Source organism: Pseudoflavonifractor capillosus, assembly GCF_016899775.1.
Lineage (GTDB): Bacteria > Bacillota > Clostridia > Oscillospirales > Oscillospiraceae > Lawsonibacter.
Genome location: NZ_JACJJE010000009.1, coordinates 1 through 16594, shown reverse-complemented (window position 1 = coordinate 16594; position 16594 = coordinate 1). Strand labels below are relative to the sequence as shown.

Annotated in this window: 15 protein-coding genes and 2 tRNA genes; 4 read left to right on the top strand and 13 right to left on the bottom strand. The window is 63.0% G+C overall.

Annotated features, from left to right (window positions below; translation table 11 throughout):
- Window positions 1–41 precede the first annotated feature (41 nt).
- The 8 genes from ftsH to H6B31_RS04290 all read right to left on the bottom strand — a co-directional run bounded on the left by ftsH (window position 42) and on the right by H6B31_RS04290 (window position 8806).
- On the bottom strand, window positions 42–1862 hold the full coding sequence (gene ftsH / locus H6B31_RS04325) for an ATP-dependent zinc metalloprotease FtsH (RefSeq protein ID WP_275959837.1): 1821 nt from the start codon (window positions 1860–1862) through the stop codon (window positions 42–44).
- 124 nt (window positions 1863–1986) lie between these two features.
- The gene (hpt, locus tag H6B31_RS04320; RefSeq protein ID WP_204897373.1) at window positions 1987–2529 is read right to left on the bottom strand and encodes a hypoxanthine phosphoribosyltransferase; all 543 of its coding nucleotides are present in this window, start codon (window positions 2527–2529) and stop codon (window positions 1987–1989) included.
- Between the two features lie 58 nt (window positions 2530–2587).
- Window positions 2588–4009 (bottom strand): tRNA lysidine(34) synthetase TilS, encoded by a 1422-nt coding sequence (gene tilS, locus H6B31_RS04315; protein ID WP_204897372.1) that lies wholly within the window; start codon window positions 4007–4009, stop codon window positions 2588–2590.
- Window positions 4010–4029: 20 nt separating this feature from the next.
- Entirely contained in the window at window positions 4030–5385 is a 1356-nt protein-coding gene (gene dnaB / locus H6B31_RS04310) for a replicative DNA helicase (RefSeq protein WP_204897371.1), read from the bottom strand.
- A 52-nt stretch (window positions 5386–5437) separates the two neighbouring features.
- The gene (locus H6B31_RS04305; RefSeq protein WP_243418836.1) at window positions 5438–5833 is read right to left on the bottom strand and encodes a four helix bundle protein; all 396 of its coding nucleotides are present in this window, start codon (window positions 5831–5833) and stop codon (window positions 5438–5440) included.
- Window positions 5834–5858: 25 nt separating this feature from the next.
- Window positions 5859–6308: a 50S ribosomal protein L9 gene (gene rplI / locus H6B31_RS04300; protein WP_204897370.1), complete on the bottom strand. Its 450-nt coding sequence runs from the start codon at window positions 6306–6308 to the stop codon at window positions 5859–5861.
- A gap of 167 nt (window positions 6309–6475) precedes the next feature.
- On the bottom strand, window positions 6476–6802 hold the full coding sequence (locus tag H6B31_RS04295; RefSeq protein ID WP_204897369.1) for a hypothetical protein: 327 nt from the start codon (window positions 6800–6802) through the stop codon (window positions 6476–6478).
- 21 nt (window positions 6803–6823) lie between these two features.
- Window positions 6824–8806 (bottom strand): DHH family phosphoesterase, encoded by a 1983-nt coding sequence (locus H6B31_RS04290; protein WP_243418835.1) that lies wholly within the window; start codon window positions 8804–8806, stop codon window positions 6824–6826.
- Between the two features lie 121 nt (window positions 8807–8927).
- Here H6B31_RS04290 and H6B31_RS04285 point away from each other — a divergent pair, with 121 nt between their 5' ends.
- Together H6B31_RS04285 and H6B31_RS04280 are read left to right on the top strand one after the other, a co-directional pair.
- Window positions 8928–9107: a hypothetical protein gene (locus tag H6B31_RS04285; RefSeq protein WP_204897367.1), complete on the top strand. Its 180-nt coding sequence runs from the start codon at window positions 8928–8930 to the stop codon at window positions 9105–9107.
- Window positions 9108–9179: 72 nt separating this feature from the next.
- The gene (locus H6B31_RS04280; RefSeq protein WP_087288500.1) at window positions 9180–10247 is read left to right on the top strand and encodes a branched-chain amino acid aminotransferase; all 1068 of its coding nucleotides are present in this window, start codon (window positions 9180–9182) and stop codon (window positions 10245–10247) included.
- Window positions 10248–10339: 92 nt separating this feature from the next.
- Here H6B31_RS04280 and H6B31_RS04275 read toward each other — a convergent pair whose 3' ends face one another.
- From H6B31_RS04275 to H6B31_RS04260, 4 genes are all read right to left on the bottom strand, one after another.
- Window positions 10340–11341 (bottom strand): NAD(P)H-dependent glycerol-3-phosphate dehydrogenase, encoded by a 1002-nt coding sequence (locus tag H6B31_RS04275; RefSeq protein WP_346014034.1) that lies wholly within the window; start codon window positions 11339–11341, stop codon window positions 10340–10342.
- Window positions 11342–11419: 78 nt separating this feature from the next.
- Window positions 11420–12109: a glycerol-3-phosphate acyltransferase gene (locus H6B31_RS04270; protein WP_204897365.1), complete on the bottom strand. Its 690-nt coding sequence runs from the start codon at window positions 12107–12109 to the stop codon at window positions 11420–11422.
- Between the two features lie 4 nt (window positions 12110–12113).
- Entirely contained in the window at window positions 12114–13439 is a 1326-nt protein-coding gene (der, locus tag H6B31_RS04265; protein WP_207752253.1) for a ribosome biogenesis GTPase Der, read from the bottom strand.
- Between the two features lie 188 nt (window positions 13440–13627).
- Window positions 13628–15007: a DUF512 domain-containing protein gene (locus H6B31_RS04260; protein WP_207752254.1), complete on the bottom strand. Its 1380-nt coding sequence runs from the start codon at window positions 15005–15007 to the stop codon at window positions 13628–13630.
- Window positions 15008–15316: 309 nt separating this feature from the next.
- Between H6B31_RS04260 and H6B31_RS04255 the strand changes: the two genes are divergently transcribed.
- Both H6B31_RS04255 and H6B31_RS04250 read left to right on the top strand, forming a co-directional pair.
- A tRNA-Ser gene (locus H6B31_RS04255) sits at window positions 15317–15404 on the top strand.
- Window positions 15405–15450: 46 nt separating this feature from the next.
- Window positions 15451–15542: transfer RNA gene (locus tag H6B31_RS04250), tRNA-Ser, on the top strand.
- A 285-nt stretch (window positions 15543–15827) separates the two neighbouring features.
- On the opposite strand, the gene H6B31_RS04245 is transcribed toward H6B31_RS04250, so the two are convergent.
- The coding region (locus H6B31_RS04245) for a uroporphyrinogen-III synthase (protein ID WP_204897363.1) at window positions 15828–16594 on the bottom strand (767 nt) is incomplete at its 5' end.

Here is a 16594-nt window from a genome sequence, read left to right as displayed (position 1 = left end):
CAGAAATAGACGCGGGGCAGAGTTGTACACAGGTGGATGTCTCAGGTGGCGCTGGGCAGGGCCAGGAACTCCTCGGCCTCGGGGTCGGTAAACACCTTGGCGAACTCAGCGCCGCTCATGGTCTCATGGGCCAGCAGATACTGGGCGGTGAGCTCCAGCTGGGGCCGGCACCGGGTGAGGATCTCCTCGCAGCGGGCGTAGGCCCGGTCCACAATGGACTTGACCTCCTCGTCGATGAGGCCGGCCACATCCTCGGAGTAGCTGCGGGCCTGGGCCATGGTCCGGCCGATAAAGACCTCGTCGCTCTCGTTGCCGTAGGCGATAGTGCCCAGCTTCTCGCTCATGCCGTACTTGGTGACCATGGCACGGGCGATGGAGGAGGCCTTCTGAATGTCATTGGAGGCGCCGGTGGAGATATCCCCCAGCACCAGCTGCTCGGCCACCCGGCCGCCCAGGCACACGGCGATGTGCTCCTCCAGCTCCGCCTTGGACTGGTAGGCCCGGTCCTCCTGGGGGAGGGAGATGGTCATGCCGCCGGCGGGGCCCCGGGGAATAATGGTGATCTGGTGCACCGGGTCCTGGGTGGGCAGCTCGTGGATGACAACGGCGTGGCCCGCCTCGTGGTAGGCGGTGAGCCGCTTGGCCAGGGGAGTGACCACCCGGCTCTTCTTCTCCGGGCCCGCGATGACCTTCATCATGGCCTCGTGGAGGTCGGACATGGTGATGAACCGCTGGTTGGCCCGGGCGGCCAGAAGGGCGGCCTCGTTGAGCAGGTTCTCCAGGTCGGCGCCGGTGAAGCCGGCGGTGGCCTTGGCGATATCCGACAGGGAGGCGTCCTCGGACAGGGGTTTCTTCCGGGCGTGGACCTTCAAAATCTCCTCCCGGCCCCGGATATCGGGGAGTCCCACATAGATCTGCCGGTCAAAGCGGCCGGGGCGCAGCAGGGCGGGGTCCAGAATGTCCTGGCGGTTGGTGGCGGCCATGACGATGACCCCCTCGTTGGAGGCAAAGCCGTCCATCTCCACCAGCAGCTGGTTCAGGGTCTGCTCCCGCTCGTCGTGTCCGCCGCCCAGGCCGGCGCCGCGCTGGCGGCCCACCGCGTCGATCTCGTCGATGAAGACGATGGCGGGGGCCTCCTTCTTGGCCTGGTCAAACAGATCCCGGACCCGGCTGGCGCCCACGCCCACGTACAGCTCCACAAAGTCGGAGCCGGAGATGGACAGGAAGTGAACACCGGCCTCCCCGGCCACCGCCTTGGCGATCAGCGTCTTGCCGGTGCCCGGAGGGCCCACCAGCAGCACGCCCTTGGGGATGCGGGCCCCCAGGGCGATGAACTTCTGAGGGTCCCGGAGAAACTCCACGATCTCCTGGAGCTCCTCCTTCTCCTCGTCCGCCCCGGCCACATCGTTGAAGGTGACCTTCTTTCCCTGGTCGGCCAGGGTGCGGGTGCGGGCGTGGCCGAACCGGCTGGGGCCGGGGCCGCCGCCGGAGTTGGCGTTGGCCTGGCGCAGGTACATCATATACCAGAAGGCGCCCACCACCAGAATGATAATCAGGTAGGGCAGCAGGCCGAACCACCAGCTGGACTCGATGCCCGGTTTGTAGTCGCAGTCCACCAGCACGCCGCTGGCCCGCTGCTGGTCGATGAGCTCGTGCAGGTCATTGTAGAAGATATAGAGGTTGGCCACCTCGTAGTGGAGGGTGCTGGTAGTGTCGCCCTCCCCCCGAACCTCCAGGGTGAGGTTGTTGCCCTCCAGGGAGAAGGATTGGACCCGCTCCTGTTCAAACAGGGTCCGCACCTGGCCGTAGGTGGGATCTCTGGACTGATCCATCCGCTGGAGCGTGGTGACGGCAAAGACCATCAGCAGAATCAGCATCAGATAGAGGATCACGTCCCGGGAACTGAATCGCTTCAAAGGGGATGCACTTCCTTTCCGGCGGTTTTGATGGGCAGTCCGCCAGCCGCCGTGCCGGAGAAGGGGGAGTTCAGCCCCCGTAGACCTCCGGCTTTAAAATTCCAATGTAGGGTAGGTTGCGGTAGTGCTCGGCGTAGTCCAGACCGTAACCCACCACAAAGGCGTCGGGGATGGTGAAGCCGGAGTAGTGGACCTCCACTGGCTTGACCCGGCGGTCCGGCTTATCAAGCAGGGTGCACAGGCGGACAGAGGCGGGACCCCGCTGTTCCAGCACCCGCAGCAGATAGCTCAGGGTGTTGCCCGAGTCCAGAATGTCCTCCACCACGAGGATGTCCTTGCCCTCGATGTTGCCGGACAGGTCCTTGGTGATCTGGACCTGGCCGCTGGAGGAGGTGCCGGTGCCGTAGGAGGACACCGACATAAAGTCCACGGTGCAGGGCAGGTCGATCCGGCGGCACAGGTCCGCCATAAAGACGAAGGAGCCCCGCAGGACGCTGATGAGCACAATTTCCCGGCCCTGGTAGTCCTGGGTGATCTGGTGGGCCAGTTCACCCACCCGGCGGGCCAGCTGTTCCTCGGTGAATAGGACCTCCTGAATATCTTTCTCTAGCATGTTTGGTTCCTCCTCGCAATACAATACCACAGCCCAGCCTTCAAAACCAGGCGTTTTTTCAGTTTTTTTCTCCGAATTTCGGATGGACCAGGCGGATGTGCCAGGCTTCGCCCCTCTCTGAGGGCAAAAACGCCGCGTCCGGTCCCAGGCCGGCCGCTCCGGCCACCCGTCCGCCGCTTTCCAGGACGGGGAGCTGGTCCCGCAGCGTCCGGGGAATTTTTTCGTCCACATACCACTTCTTCAGAGGACGTCCGGGGCGTCCGGGGAGCGTCAGCCGGTCGCCAACCTGCCGGGAGCGGGCGGTGAGGGCCGGGGCCGCGCTCCGGTCCAAAAAAAAGTCCAGGGGCCGCTGGGGCTGTCCGCGGTACCGCTCCAGAGTGCAGGTGATCTCCCAGTCCCCGGCCCGGGTCAGGCCGGGCAGCGCCAGCTCCACGGCGGAGAGGGGAGGGGGAGAGGCCAGCCGGGTGAGGACCAGGCGGCCGTACTCCCGCCGGGCGGTCAGCCCCCCGGGCAGGTCGATCTGCGCGGAGGGGTCCTGGGTGCGGCACAGGTCCGTCAGGGCCTCCAGATGGGCGGCGGAGCACCGGTCATCTCCGCCGCTGGCCCGGGCCAGCAGGGCCCGGACGGCCCGGACGGCAAGGGGCTGGGGCAGCCGGGCCACATCCTCCGCCGGGAGGGAGAGGGTCCCGTCCACCTCCTCCTGGAGCCGTTCCAGGGCCTCCTCCGCCTGGGCGGTGAGGCAGTCCTCGTCCTCCCGCAGCCGCTGGGCGGTGTCAGTCAGCCGCACCAGGAACCCGGGGTAGAGGGCCTCCAGCTCAGGGAGCACCCGGTGGCGGAGCCGGTTCCGGGCGTAGACGTCCTCCCGGTTGGAGGGGTCCTCCCGCCAAGGGAGTCCCCAGAAGCGCAGGTAGTCCTCGATCTCCCCCCGGGTGGTGGTGAGCAGGGGGCGGATCAGGTCCCCGTTTTTGGGGGCCATGCCGCACAGCCCCCGCAGGCCGGTCCCCCGGGCCAGATGGAACAGCAGCGTCTCGGCGTTGTCGCCGGCGGTGTGGGCCACGGCGATGTACTGGGCACCGGCGGTCCGGGCGGTTTTCCGGAGAAAGGCGTACCGCAGTTCCCGGGCGGTCTCCTCCAGGCCACGGCCGGTCTCCTTGGCCCGGGCCGCCACATCGCCGGAGCCGGTGAACAGCTCCACCGGAGGCAGCGTCTCCACGGTTCCGTCCGGGCGGAGCGTCCGCTCCCGGCCGCAGCACAGGGAGACAAACTCCCGGACAAACTCCATGTCCTGGGCGGACTCCGCACCCCGGAGCCGGTGGTCGAAGTGGGCGGCCGCCAGGGTGAAATTCAGCTCCCGGCGCAGCCGCCAGAGCCGGTGGAGCAGATAAATGGAATCCGCGCCGCCGGAGACGGCGCACAGCACGGCGCTTCCCGGAGGGATCAGACGGTATTCCCGAATCAGCTGGACCATGGGATCGGTCATAATTCCTCCTGAAAATACGGTCAGTACTCCTCGTGCTGCCACTCCATGTTGCCGAAGGTGGTAAACTCGGGCAGCCACTGGAGCTCCACCGTCCGGGTTTCTCCGTGGCGGTTTTTGGCGATGATGCACTCGGCCAGATTGGGGTTGGGGGTCTCCTTGTCGTAGTAGCCCTCCCGATACAGGAACATGACAATGTCCGCGTCCTGCTCGATGGCGCCCGATTCACGCAGGTCGGAGAGCATGGGCCGCTTGTCGCTGCGGCTCTCGTTGGCGCGGGAGAGCTGGCTGAGGCACAGAACCGGCACGTCCAGCTCTTTGGCCATGATCTTCAGGGCCCGGGAGATGTCGGACACCACCTGCTGGCGGTTTTCGCCGGAGTACTGCCGCCCGCCGGCGGACTGCATCAGCTGAAGGTAGTCGATGATGACCAGCCCCAGGTTGTCCACCCGGCGGCACTTGGCCAGGATGTCGGCCACCGACACGGTGGAGTCGTCGTCGATGAGGATGTGGGAGCGGTTCAGGGACTCGGTGGCCACCATGATCTTCTCCCAGTCCTCCGGGGCCAGGTTGCCGGTGACCAGCTTCTTGTTGTCCACAAAGCACTCGCTGGAGATGAGACGGAGGGCCAGCTGCTCCCGGCTCATTTCCAACGAGAAGAAGACGACATTTTTTCCGGATTTCTTGCCCGCCTCAAGCAGAATGTTCAGGGCCATGGAGGTCTTGCCCATACCGGGGCGGGCGGCCAGCAGAATCAGGTCGGACTTGTTAAGGCCCGAGATGGCCCGGTCCAGATCGGTCAGGCCGGTGGAGAGGCCGGGAATGGCCGAATCGCTGGCGGCCAGCTCCTCCAGCCGGGCGTACACATCCAGCAGCACCTGGGAGATGGGGGTGAGCCCCTGGGCGGCCCGGCCCTGACGGATGGCGTAGATCCGCTGCTCCGCCGCCTCCAGCACGTCCTGGCCGGTCTCAGTGCCCTGCTGGATGAGAACGGTGAGCTCTCCAGCCGTCTCCGCCACCCGGCGCAGCAGGGTCTTGTCCTTTAAGATCCCGATGTACTCCTTGACGTTGGCGGCGGTGGGAGTGGTGTCCATGAGCTGGAGCAGATAGCCCCGGGAGGTGTTCTCGTCGTACACCCCGTTCTGCTTCATGTTCTCCAGCACCGTCACCGGGTCAATGGTGAGGGAGTAGTTGAACATGGAGTAGATGGTCTCATAGATCTCCCGGTTCTGCTTCACATAGAAGTCGTCGGGACGGAGCTGGTCGATGACCTCGGGCACGCACCGGGCGTCGATGAGCATGGAGCCCAGCACCGCCTGCTCCGCCTCCACCGAGTGGGGCAGCTGCTTGAGCAGCAGCTCCTCGTCTTCCATTGGCATGTTCAACCACCCCCAGATAATGCAGAATGCAGAATGCAGAATGCAGAATGAATTATACCGACCGCTTTGCGCTTTTTAAAATGGCGGTTAAAATCTGCTTCAATTCCACACAGTCTGTCAGCAGGCTGCTGCCCTCTGCGTCTGTAAAATACTCTGTTTCAGTCAACAACTTGATCCAATATTCCGTTTCTGTGGCCTCTTTATAGGAAATGTACATTTTGGAAATAAAGTCCTTTTTACTCTGGGCATTATTTGCCTCATGTACATTTGCACCGATGCTGGTGGCAGAGCGCAGGAATTGTTTCGAGAGTACGTACTCTTTTTTTCGCTTGCTAGATGCTGATATGCTCGGACTGCGCGGACAGAAAAGGCAAAGCTTTTTTCCAAGATGACATTTTCTCGCATGGATGCCCTCACATTCTGCATTCCTGCATTCTGCCTTCTGCATTAAGAGGAAAAATAAGCCAAAAGGCTTATTTTTCCTCGGTTACGACCACGTTGACGATGCCGGTGACCTCATACCCCAGCTTGGCCTTCACCTGATAGCCGCCGCAGGACTTGATGGGCTCGTCCAGCACCAGCTTGGCCTTGGCGATGTTGACGCCGTGCTGCTGGGAGAGGCACTCGGAGATCTCCTTGGCGGTGACGGCGCCGAACAGGCGGCCGCCCTCGCCGGCCTTGGCGGCCACCTTTACGGTGAGCCCCTCCAGCTTCTTGGACAGGGCCTCGGCCTCCGCCTTCTCGGCGGCCTCCTGGGCCTTGCGGGCCTTCTCCTGCTGCTTCATGGTGTTCACGTTCTCAGCGGTGGCCAGAACAGCCAGTTTCCGGGGGAGCAGGAAGTTCCGGGCGTATCCGTCGGAGACCTCCACCATCTGGCCCTTCTTGCCCTGGCCGCGCACGTCCTGCTGCAAAATCACTTTCATGTTCAGTTCCTCCTAATGTCGATTGGTAATAAAAAGATGAGAAGATACGCTGTGTAGGGTGTAGGGGCGGCCTTCGGCCGCCCGGTTTAAAACTGCGGCGGGCGGCCAGGAGCCGCCCCTACGCATCGATGGGATTCTATCATTGTCTACTAGGGACAAAGCCGCATTTAAACAGTGGAATCCTGGTTTTTTTCTCCAAGCTTGGAGGACTCAAGGACCAGTCCCAAGCCGGAGATCCCTCCGGTCAAGATCCCAGCCTGGCGCACCATGGCAGCAGTCCGGTACACATCTTCTGTAGGCCAGCTGCTTTTTCCAAAACTAACAATGGCTCTGCCCAGGAATTCCGAGGCGAAAATCAGAATCAAACAGCACAAAAAGAGAATCGCATATATGGCTATCCGTGTCTCTCTGCGGCGCCAGAAACCTTGCGAATTCATTCCAAGGGCTCCTTTCAAACTGTAAGATGAAACCTGTGCGCTGAATTCATTCTGCATTTCTGCATTCTGCCTTCTGCATTACTCCTCCAGGTACTGATCGATGGCCTGGGCCAGCTCCTGGGCCACCTGGTCCAGCGTCTTGCCCTGGATCTGGCCTCCGGCGGCGGCGGCGTTGCCACCGCCCCCCAGCTTCTCCAGGATGACCTGTACGTTGGTGTCCCCAATGGAACGGGCCGAGACGATGATCCGGTCCCCGTCCGGGTAGAGGACGAAGGAGGTGTCGATGCCGATGATGTTCAGCAGCTCGTCCGCCGCCTGGGCGGCGGTCACCCGGCCCACCGTGTGGTCCACCACCGCGATGGCGATCTGGTCCCGGTAGAGCTTGGCGTTCTGGATGATGGCGTACTTGGCGATGGTGCCCGCCAGGTCGTTCTGAAAGAGTTTCTTGACCTCGGCGGTGTCCGCCCCGGCCCGGCGCAGGAAGGCCGCCGCCTCAAAGGTGCGGCCGCCGGTGCGCATGGAGAAGTTCTTGGTGTCCAGGACAATGCCCGCCAGCAGGGCCTCCGCCTCCGCCCGCGTCAGGTCGGTGGGGTCGGCGATATACTGGAGCAGCTCGGTGACCAGCTCCGAGGCGGAGGAGGCGTAGGGCTCGTGGTAGTTGAGGGCGGCACCTTCGATATAGGTGGCGGCCCGGCGGTGGTGGTCGATGACCGCGATGCGGTTGCAGGACTCCAGCACCTCCTGGGACTGGACCTGCTCGGGGCGGTTGGTGTCCACCACCACCACCAGAGAGCGGTTGTCCATGAGGAGCAGCGCCTCCTGGGAGGAGAGGAAACAGTCCTTATACTCCGGCAGCTGCATCAGGCGGTCGGTGAGCACCTTGGAGGGGGGAGAGCCCGGCTCCTGAATGATGTGGGCGGGGACCCCTCTCTTCCGGGCAATGGCGAACACGCCGGCGGCGGCGCCGATGCAGTCGTTGTCCGGGGAGCGGTGACCCATGATGAACAGGCAGGAGGAGTCGGACACCAGGGCGGACAGGGCGTTGGCCATGACCCGGCTCTTGACCTTGGTGCGCTTCTCCGTCTCCTTGGAACGGCCGCCGAAGAACTCAAAGGTGAACTTGTTGCGGATGACCGCCTGGTCGCCGCCCCGGGACAGGGCCATCTCAATGGACAGGTTGGCGTACTGGAGCAGCTCCTGGAAGGAGTCGCCGTCCACGCCGATGCCGATGGAGAAGGTGGCGGACAGGCCGCTGGGGCTGACCACCTGGTGGATGGTGTCCAGAATGTCAAATTTCTGGTCCACGAACCGGGACAGGTACTGCTGCTCGAACAGGAACAGGTACCGGTCCCGCTCCATGCGCCGGAGCATGCCGCCGGTGCCCGCCGCCCAGGCGTCCAGCCGGGCGTTGATCTCGGAGTAAATGGTGGAGCGCTGGTTCTCCGTGAGGTTTTTCATCAGGTCCTCATAGTTGTCCAGCAGCAAAACCGCAGCCGCGGGCCGGCTGGCCTGGTACCGGTCCCGGGTGTTGGCCAGCTCGGTCACGTCCACCCAGTAGGTGGTGGCCAGAAAGCCGCCTCCCCGCTCGCTGGCCCGCACCAGATGGCCGTATACCAGAAAGCGGCGCTCCCCCAGCTTCACCTCGTCGGGGCACTCGCTCTTTCCCTCCAGCAGCCAGCGGGTGTCGAAATCGGGGAGGACTGTCTCCAGCTTGGCGTCAAACAGGTGCTCCTTTTCGCCGGTGAGCTGGAGGAAGCGGTCATTGGTCCAGATGATGTCCCCGCGCTCCGGCCGGAAGATGATCATGGGCAGGGGGGAGTTCACCATGGTGTCCTTGGTGGCGATGTCCACATTGCCGGTGATGTTTTCGATATACTTGGTGATCTCCCGGCGGCGCTTGCTCAGACTGCTGCGGTGGTAGAGGGCCAGAAGCACCACCACCGCCAGTTCCAGAATTGCCAGGGGAAGGCTGAACATAGCGGAGGCCAGGGCGAACAGAATCAGACAGATAAAATAGAGCTGCAGGCTGGGCTGAAGCAGCTGGGGCAACTTTCGATTCAAGAAGGGACCCTCCTTCCAAAGCCATGGGGATAAAATCAGCACTTTATTATAGCAGATTGCGGGAGGAAATACAACCAAAACCACAAGAGAAGTGGGGGGCGGAAATGAAAACTTCGATTCCATGGAGGCGGTTGGATCAGAAAGGAAAATCGGGCACCAAAAAAATACAGAAAAAGTGCTCACAGCCCCGGTCCAGCCGTTGCAACCAAAGAAAAAGACTGATATAATAAAGGCCACAAGCGTGTTTTTTGCAGCGCTGCTGCAGAGCAGAGCCGGCCCCCGGGAGAGGCCCCGCCTGTAAAAGGGACGGGGACATGATGGGGGGACGACCCTAAGCCTGTTACATTTTATTACCTTAGGAGGCTGTTCCAACATGCAAGAGATCAAAATTACCCGCGCGCAGACGTTGAAAGAGAAGCCTGACTCCTCCACCCTGGTGTTCGGCAAGAGCATGACCGACCACATGTTCATCGTGGACTATGACGCCGGTCAGGGCTGGCACGATCCCCGGATCGTCCCCTACGCCCCCCTGCAGATCGACCCGGCGGCCAAGGTGCTCCACTATGCCCAGGAGATCTTCGAGGGTCTGAAGGCCTACCGCACCGAGGACGGCTCCATCCAGCTGTTCCGCCCCCTGGACAACGTGCGCCGGATGAACGCATCCGCCGAGCGTATGGCTCTGCCCCAGATCCCCGAGGACCTGGCCCTGGCCGGCATCACCGAGCTGGTCAAGGTGGAGCAGGACTGGGTGCCCCATGAGAAGGACACCTCCCTGTACATCCGTCCCTTTATGGTGGGCCTGGACGCCGCCCTGGGCGTGCACAGCTCCCACCACTGCCAGTACATCGTCATCGTCTGCCCTGTAGGCGCCTACTACCCCGAGGGGCTGGACCCGGTGAAGATCTATGTGGAGGACCAGGACGTCCGCGCCGTCAAGGGCGGCACTGGCACCGCCAAGACCGGCGGCAACTACGCCGCCTCCCTGCGGGCCGGCGACCGGGCTGAGGCCCAGGGCTACAGCCAGGTGCTGTGGCTGGACGGCGTCCACCGCAAGTATATCGAGGAGGTCGGCTCCATGAACGTGATGTTCAAGGTGGCCGGCAAGATCCTCACCCCCGACCTGAACGGCTCCGTGCTGGACGGCATCACCCGCCGCTCCTGCATCCAGCTGCTGAAGGACTGGGGCTATGAGGTGGAGGAGCGCCGCATCTCTGCCGAGGAGCTCTTTGAGGCCGCCGAGAAGGGCGAGCTGGAGGAGGCCTGGGGCACCGGCACCGCCGCCGTGGTGTCCCCCATCGGCGAGCTGGCCGAGGGCGACAAGAAGGTCACCGTCAGCAACAACCAGATCGGCCCCGTCACTCAGCGCCTGTACGACGAGCTCACCGGCATCCAGTGGGGCCGCCTGCCCGATCCCCACGGCTGGATTATGAAGCTGTGCTGAGCTGCGGCTTCTCCCATGAAATCAAAGTAAAAAACTGGACCCGATTTCGGGTCCAGTTTTTTTGCTTTCTCAGAGGCGGTGGGGATGGGACGCTAGGACCAGGACTCCTCCAGCTCCGAGCGCTTGGCCCGGCCCATCAGGTCGATGACCACCAGCTTGGGGTCCCGGCCCTCATAGAGCACCTCATAGGCGGCCTGGGCAATGGGCATCTCCACGCCGGCCTTCTGGGCCAGGGTCCGGGCGTTGGCGGCGGCGTAGTAGCCCTCCACCACCGCGCCGATCTCATCCAGCGCCTGCTGGACCGGCTTGCCCTGGCCGATGAGAATGCCGCACCGGCGGTTCCGGGAGTGCATGGAGCAGCAGGTGACGATCAGGTCGCCCACTCCGGCCAGGCCAGTAAAGGTCTCCTTCTTCCCGCCCAGGGCCACCCCCAGCCGGGCCATCTCCGCCAGCCCCCGGGTCATCAGCAGGGCCTTGGTGTTGTCCCCGCAGCCCATGCCGTCGGTGCAGCCGGCGCACAGAGCGATGACATTTTTCAGGGCGGCGCAGATCTCCGTCCCAATGGGATCATTGCTGGTATACACTCGAAAGCGGGGGTTCATAAACAGATCCTGGACCAGCTCCGCATGCTCCAGCCGCTCCGCCGCCGCCACCACGCCGGTGGGGATATGGCGGCCCACCTCCTCCGCGTGGGAGGGGCCGGACAGCACCACCACCGGACAGCTTCCGCCCAGCTCCTGGTCAATGACCTGGGACAGGCGCAGGGAGCTTCCCCGCTCAATGCCCTTGGAGGCGGAGACAATCACCGTCCCCGGCTTCACGATCAACCGCAGCTTGGCGGCGGTCTCCCGCACCGCGTAGGAGGGGGTGACCATCACCACCACTTCGCTCTCCCCGGCGGCATTCAGATCGGCGGTGAGATGCAGGGACTCCGGCAGCTGCACCCCCTTGAGCATGGGGTTCTCCCGGGTCCGCTTCAACTCCTCTGCCTTCTCGGGCCGGTGAGACCACAGAGTCACATCGTGCCCGTTTTCCTCCAGCACCAGGGCCAGGGCCGTCCCCCAGCCGCCGCTGCCCACTACCGTGATTTTCACGTCGTTTCCTTCCTCTCTGTAAAGGCGGCTTCTGGCCGCCTGAAAATCCATACCCTTGCGGGCGGCCAGCGGCCGCCCCTATTCCTTCTTGTGGTGCAGCGAAAACTTGTTTTCTGTTCCCGAGAGCAGCCGCTGGATGTTGCCCCGGTGCATGTACAGGATCAGACAGCCCAAACAGGCGCCGAACACGGTCAAAAAGACGTCATGGTAGACAAACCAGGTGGCGAAGGGGAAGCTGGCCCCAGCCCAGCAGGAGCCCAGGGACACATACCGGGTCAGAACCGCCAGAAGGAGGAAGCCGCCCCACACCACCAGGGCGATGCGCCAGTCGATCATAATGGCGATGGCGCCGCCGGAGAGGATGCCCTTGCCCCCCTTGAAGTGGAACATGCAGGGGAACATGTGTCCCAGCAGGCACCACAGGCCGCCCCAGTACTCCGCCAGGGCATTTGCAGCGCTGTGCACCTCTATGCTCCCCAGGGGGAGGAGCTGCCCGGTGAGCCACACGGCCATTTTAATGGCCACCACTGCTTTGAGCACATCGCACAGGATGACCACGAAGGTGAGAGGGCCGCCGAAGGTGCGGTAGAAGTTGGTGAGGCCCGCGTTCCCGCTGCCGTGGTTGCGCACGTCGTCCCGCAGGATATACTTGGAGACGATCACCGCCCCGTTAAAGCAGCCGCAGAAGTAGGCGATCGCCGCTGTCACCAGGGCCGGGAACCACAGGTCCGCCCCATAGTCGGCCAAAAAGGTAAGCGTACTCTCCATCCTCTCACCCCTCCTTTTCGCCCTTCTGCCGGATGGTCAGCCGCACGGGGGTGCCCTCCAGGCCGAAGGTGGCACGGATCTGGTTCTCCAGATACCGCTGGTAGGAGAAGTGGAACAGCCTTGCGTCGTTGCAGAAGCAGACGAAGTGGGGGGGCTTGATGCCCACCTGGGTCATATAGTAGATCTTCAGCCGGCGGCCCTTGTCCGTGGGGGGCTGCACCCGGGCGGTGGCGTCGGCCAGCACCGAGTTGAGCATGCCGGTGGTGATGCGCATGGCCGCCTGGTTGTTTACATAGGTGATCAGCTCAAAGAGCCGGTCCACCCGCTGGCCGGTCAGGGCGGAGATGAACACGATGGGGGCATAGGTCATGTAGCTTAAATCCCGCATGACCTCCTGGCGCATCTTGTCCATGGTCTTGCCGTCCTTCTCGATGGCGTCCCACTTGTTCACCACGATGATGCAGGCCTTGCCTGCCTCGTGGGCCAGGCCGGCCACCTTGGTGTCCTGCTCGGTGACCCCCTCCTGGGCGTCGATGAGAATGAGGCACACGTCGCTGCGCTCAATGGCCATGGTGGAGCGCAGGACGGAGAACTTCTCGATCCGGTCGTCCACCTTGGACTTTTTGCGCATGCCGGCGGTGTCGATGAAGCAGAACTTGCCCTTCTCATTTTCAAAGTAGCTGTCGATGGCATCCCGGGTGGTGCCCGCCATGTCGGAGACGATGACCCGCTCCTCGCCCAGAATGCGGTTGACCAGGGAGGACTTGCCCACGTTGGGTTTGCCGATGATGGCCACCTTGATCACGTCGTCCTCCACTTCCTCCTCGTCCTCCGGCGGAAAATATTCAAAGCAGGCGTCCAGCAGGTCGCCGGTGCCGTGGCCGTGGACGGCAGAGACGGGGATGGGGTCTCCCAGCCCCAGGTTATAAAACTCATAGATGTCCGGGTTCTCCCGGCCCACCTGGTCGGCCTTGTTTACCGCCAGCACCACCGGCTTGCCCGAGCGCAGGAGCATGTTGGCCACCTCCTGGTCGGAGGCGGTCATGCCCGTCTTTACGTCGCACACAAAGACGATGACGGTGGCGTTGGCAATGGCGATCTCCGCCTGCTCCCGCATGAAAGATAAAATCTGGTCGTCGGTGCCCGGCTCAATGCCGCCGGTATCCACCAGATCGAAGACCCGGTTGCGCCACTCGCAGGGGGCGTAGATCCGGTCCCGGGTGACGCCGGGGGTGTCCTCCACGATGGACAGCCGCTGGCCGCACAATTTATTGAACAGCATGGACTTGCCCACATTGGGGCGGCCCACGATGGCTACTAATGGCTTCATAATTTTCTCACTCCAAACTCCACAGCAGTCCGAACACAATGCAGAATGCAGAATGCAGGAATGCAGAATGATGGTGTCCGCCTTTGGCGGAATTCATATTTATTTTTTATGACTTCTTTCCCAGAAGGTCTTCAATCCGAAGATAACGGTTTGTTTTTCCGCCCTATTCTGCCTTCCTGCATTCTGCATTATCTCGCTCCTGGATTATATTGAAAGTATTCCGTCTCCTCCCGCAGCTGTACCTGCTCCATGGGAGGGACCTCCAGGCCGCACATGGCGTCCAGCAGCTCGTACCCGTCCTGGGCCACGGGCGTGACCGGCACCCCCAGCTCCCGCTCCACGTCGTCCAGGGACACGTCGTCCAAAAAGACCCGCTCCCCGTGGCGGAGCATGTTCTGGGGGATGAGCAGCCGCTTCCCCAGGGGCTTTCCCCGCAGCTGGGCGATCAGGTCGCCGCCGGTGACCAGGCCGGCCACGGTGATGGTCTCCCCGAAGAACTCGTTGCGGATGGGGTACACCGTCCCCTCTATTTTACCACATTTTTCCCGGGCCAGGCCTATCAATTCCGTTAAGAATGGGGCGGCGGACACGCCGGTGGCGATGGAGAAGGGGGTGGTCCCCTCCATCTCCTCGGGCTCCATCAGGTCTAGTCCCCGGCAAAATTCCTGCCGCAGCAGCCGGAGCATGCCCACCCCGTTGTCCAGCTGGGTGAACTCCTCGTAGTAGTCCTCCTGGGGCAGGGGACACCCGGCCAGCAGGTAGAACTCATCAGAGCACCACACCAGGGAGGTGCCGTGCTGCGCCTTATGGGCGGCGGCGAAGGCCTCCACCTGGTCAATGAGGGCGGCGGCCTCCTCCTGGGTATAGGGGCGCAGGGGGTAGAGGCCCTCCCGGTATTTCGTCACCCCCACCGGCACCACGGAGATGCTGTTGACAGCAGGGGCCATGTCCGCCAGATCCAGCAGGGTGCGGTCCAGGGCGGGGCCGTCGTTGATCCCGGGACAGGAGACGATCTGGCAGTTCATGGTGATGCTGGCCTGGGCGAAGCGGCGCATGATGGCGATGCCCTCCCCGGCGCGCTTGTTTTTCAGCATCTCAGAGCGCAGCTCCGGATCGGTGGTGTGGACGGATACGTTGATGGGGGAGATGCGCAGGGCGATGATCCGCTCCACCTCCCGCTGGGACAGATTTGTTAAGGTCAGGTAGTTGCCCATGAGGAAGGAGAGCCGGGCGTCGTCGTCCTTGAAGTACAGGCTCTTCCGCATCCCGGGGGGCATCTGGTCCACAAAGCAGAAGATGCAGTTGTTGGCGCAGGAGCGGGCCCGGTCCATGAGGTAGGTCTCAAACTCCAGGCCCAGGTCCTCCCCCTCTTCCTTGCGGACCCGCACCGTGCGGCGGTTCCCATTGGGCTCCTGGAGGACCAGAGCGAGCTTGGGGTCGTAGGTGTAGAACTTGTAGTCCAGCACGTCCGCCACCGGGTGGCCGTTGACCTCCAGCAGGGTCTCACCGGGGCGCAGGCCCGCACGATGGGCCGGGCTTCTGGGGTCCACCGACCGAATGACTGTCATGCTCACTGTACGCGCCTCCTCTCCAGACTGCCGGGTGCTGTTTTGAGCATATCCGATTCATTTTACAATAGAAGGGAGGGAATTTCAAGATAAATTCGAGGGATTTTCCGCACTGACCCAAAGGGGCGGCGCAGTCCCCGGCGCTCCTGTCGGGAGCGGGCTGAGGATAGGGTGGGCGGAACCGGCATAAGATAGGGCTGATCCGGTTTGGAAATCATTTGACAGATTTGTGCCGGATTCCAGGATTTTATACTTGACAGAACCCGTTTGCTATGATAACATATTACTCGCCTCTGATTGAAAAGACGAGGAGAGATGTCCGAGTGGTTTAAGGAGCCGGTCTTGAAAACCGGTGACTCGTCAAGAGCCGTGGGTTCGAATCCCACTCTCTCCGCCACTTTTTCTCGGGCAAAGGTAAATATGTGTTGACGACTTACAGCCATGCAGAAGTACCCAAGTGGCTATAAGGGGCTCCCCTGCTAAGGGAGTAGTCGGGTTAAACCGAGCGAGGGTTCGAATCCCTCCTTCTGCGCCACGTCGGAGCAAAGTTCGCTTTGCTCCGACGTCTTTTTATGCCCGAGGAAAAAAAGACGTCATCCGCTCTTACGATCCCTTCCATTTTGGGTTCCGGCTTGGGTTCCGGCCGCCGGAGGCGGCCTCCACCCTTCGGCATTTCTATTTTAATGCTCAGGGCGGCGAAGCCGCCCATCTCCGCCCGCAGTCTTTGCATTCCAAGGACTGCGGGGTTTGCGTATCAATAAAATCCGCCCTCACTTTGGAGGGCGGATTTTTTGACGCCGGGCCGGAACTGAGAGCGCCCTTATATCCTCCCGGACTGCGCGGCGTGGTCCGCCAGAGTTTGAACCACGCTTTCCGCGGAGATATCGGGGGCGGTGAGGAAGGGAGCGGCGCTCCGGGCGGCCAGGGCCTTGGCGGTTACCGGTCCGATGCACACGCAGGTGAGGCCCGGAGGGAGGGTCACGCCGGTATCCAGCAAAAAATCCACCCCGCTGGCGCTGGAGAGAAGGAGGTAGTCCGCCTCCTCCAGCCGGGCCTGGAGAGCGGCCGGGTCCGTGTTGTCGGGCCGGAGGGCATAGAGGGGGACGTCCTCCACCGGGAAGCGCTCCGCCAGGCGGCGGTACAGCTCCCGGGAGCCCAGCTGGGAGCGGAACAGCCGCACCGGCTCTCCGGGGGAGACCCGCTCCAGCAGGGCGTCCGCCAGTCCCTGGGTGGTGTGGACCTCCGGGCACAGGTCGGCGGAGATCCCGTGGCGGCGCAGGGCGGCCCCGGTGGCGGGGCCGATGACGGCAAAGCGGCAGGAGGCCAGGGCGCGCAGGTCCACATCCGCCCGGTCCAGGGCCCGGAAGAAGCGCTCTACCCCGTTCTGGCTGGTGAGCACCACCCAGTTTGGGCCCTGGGCGAGGAGGTTCCAGTCGAAGTTTCTCTCCTGCTCCACCACCCGAGTGGTCATCAGGGAGAAGGGGCGGGCCCCCAGATCAATAAGGGGGCGGCGCAGGCGGGCCTGGATGGCCGGCGTGCCGGTGAGGGCCACCCGCACCCCCTCCAGGCTGTCTCTTATACACATCT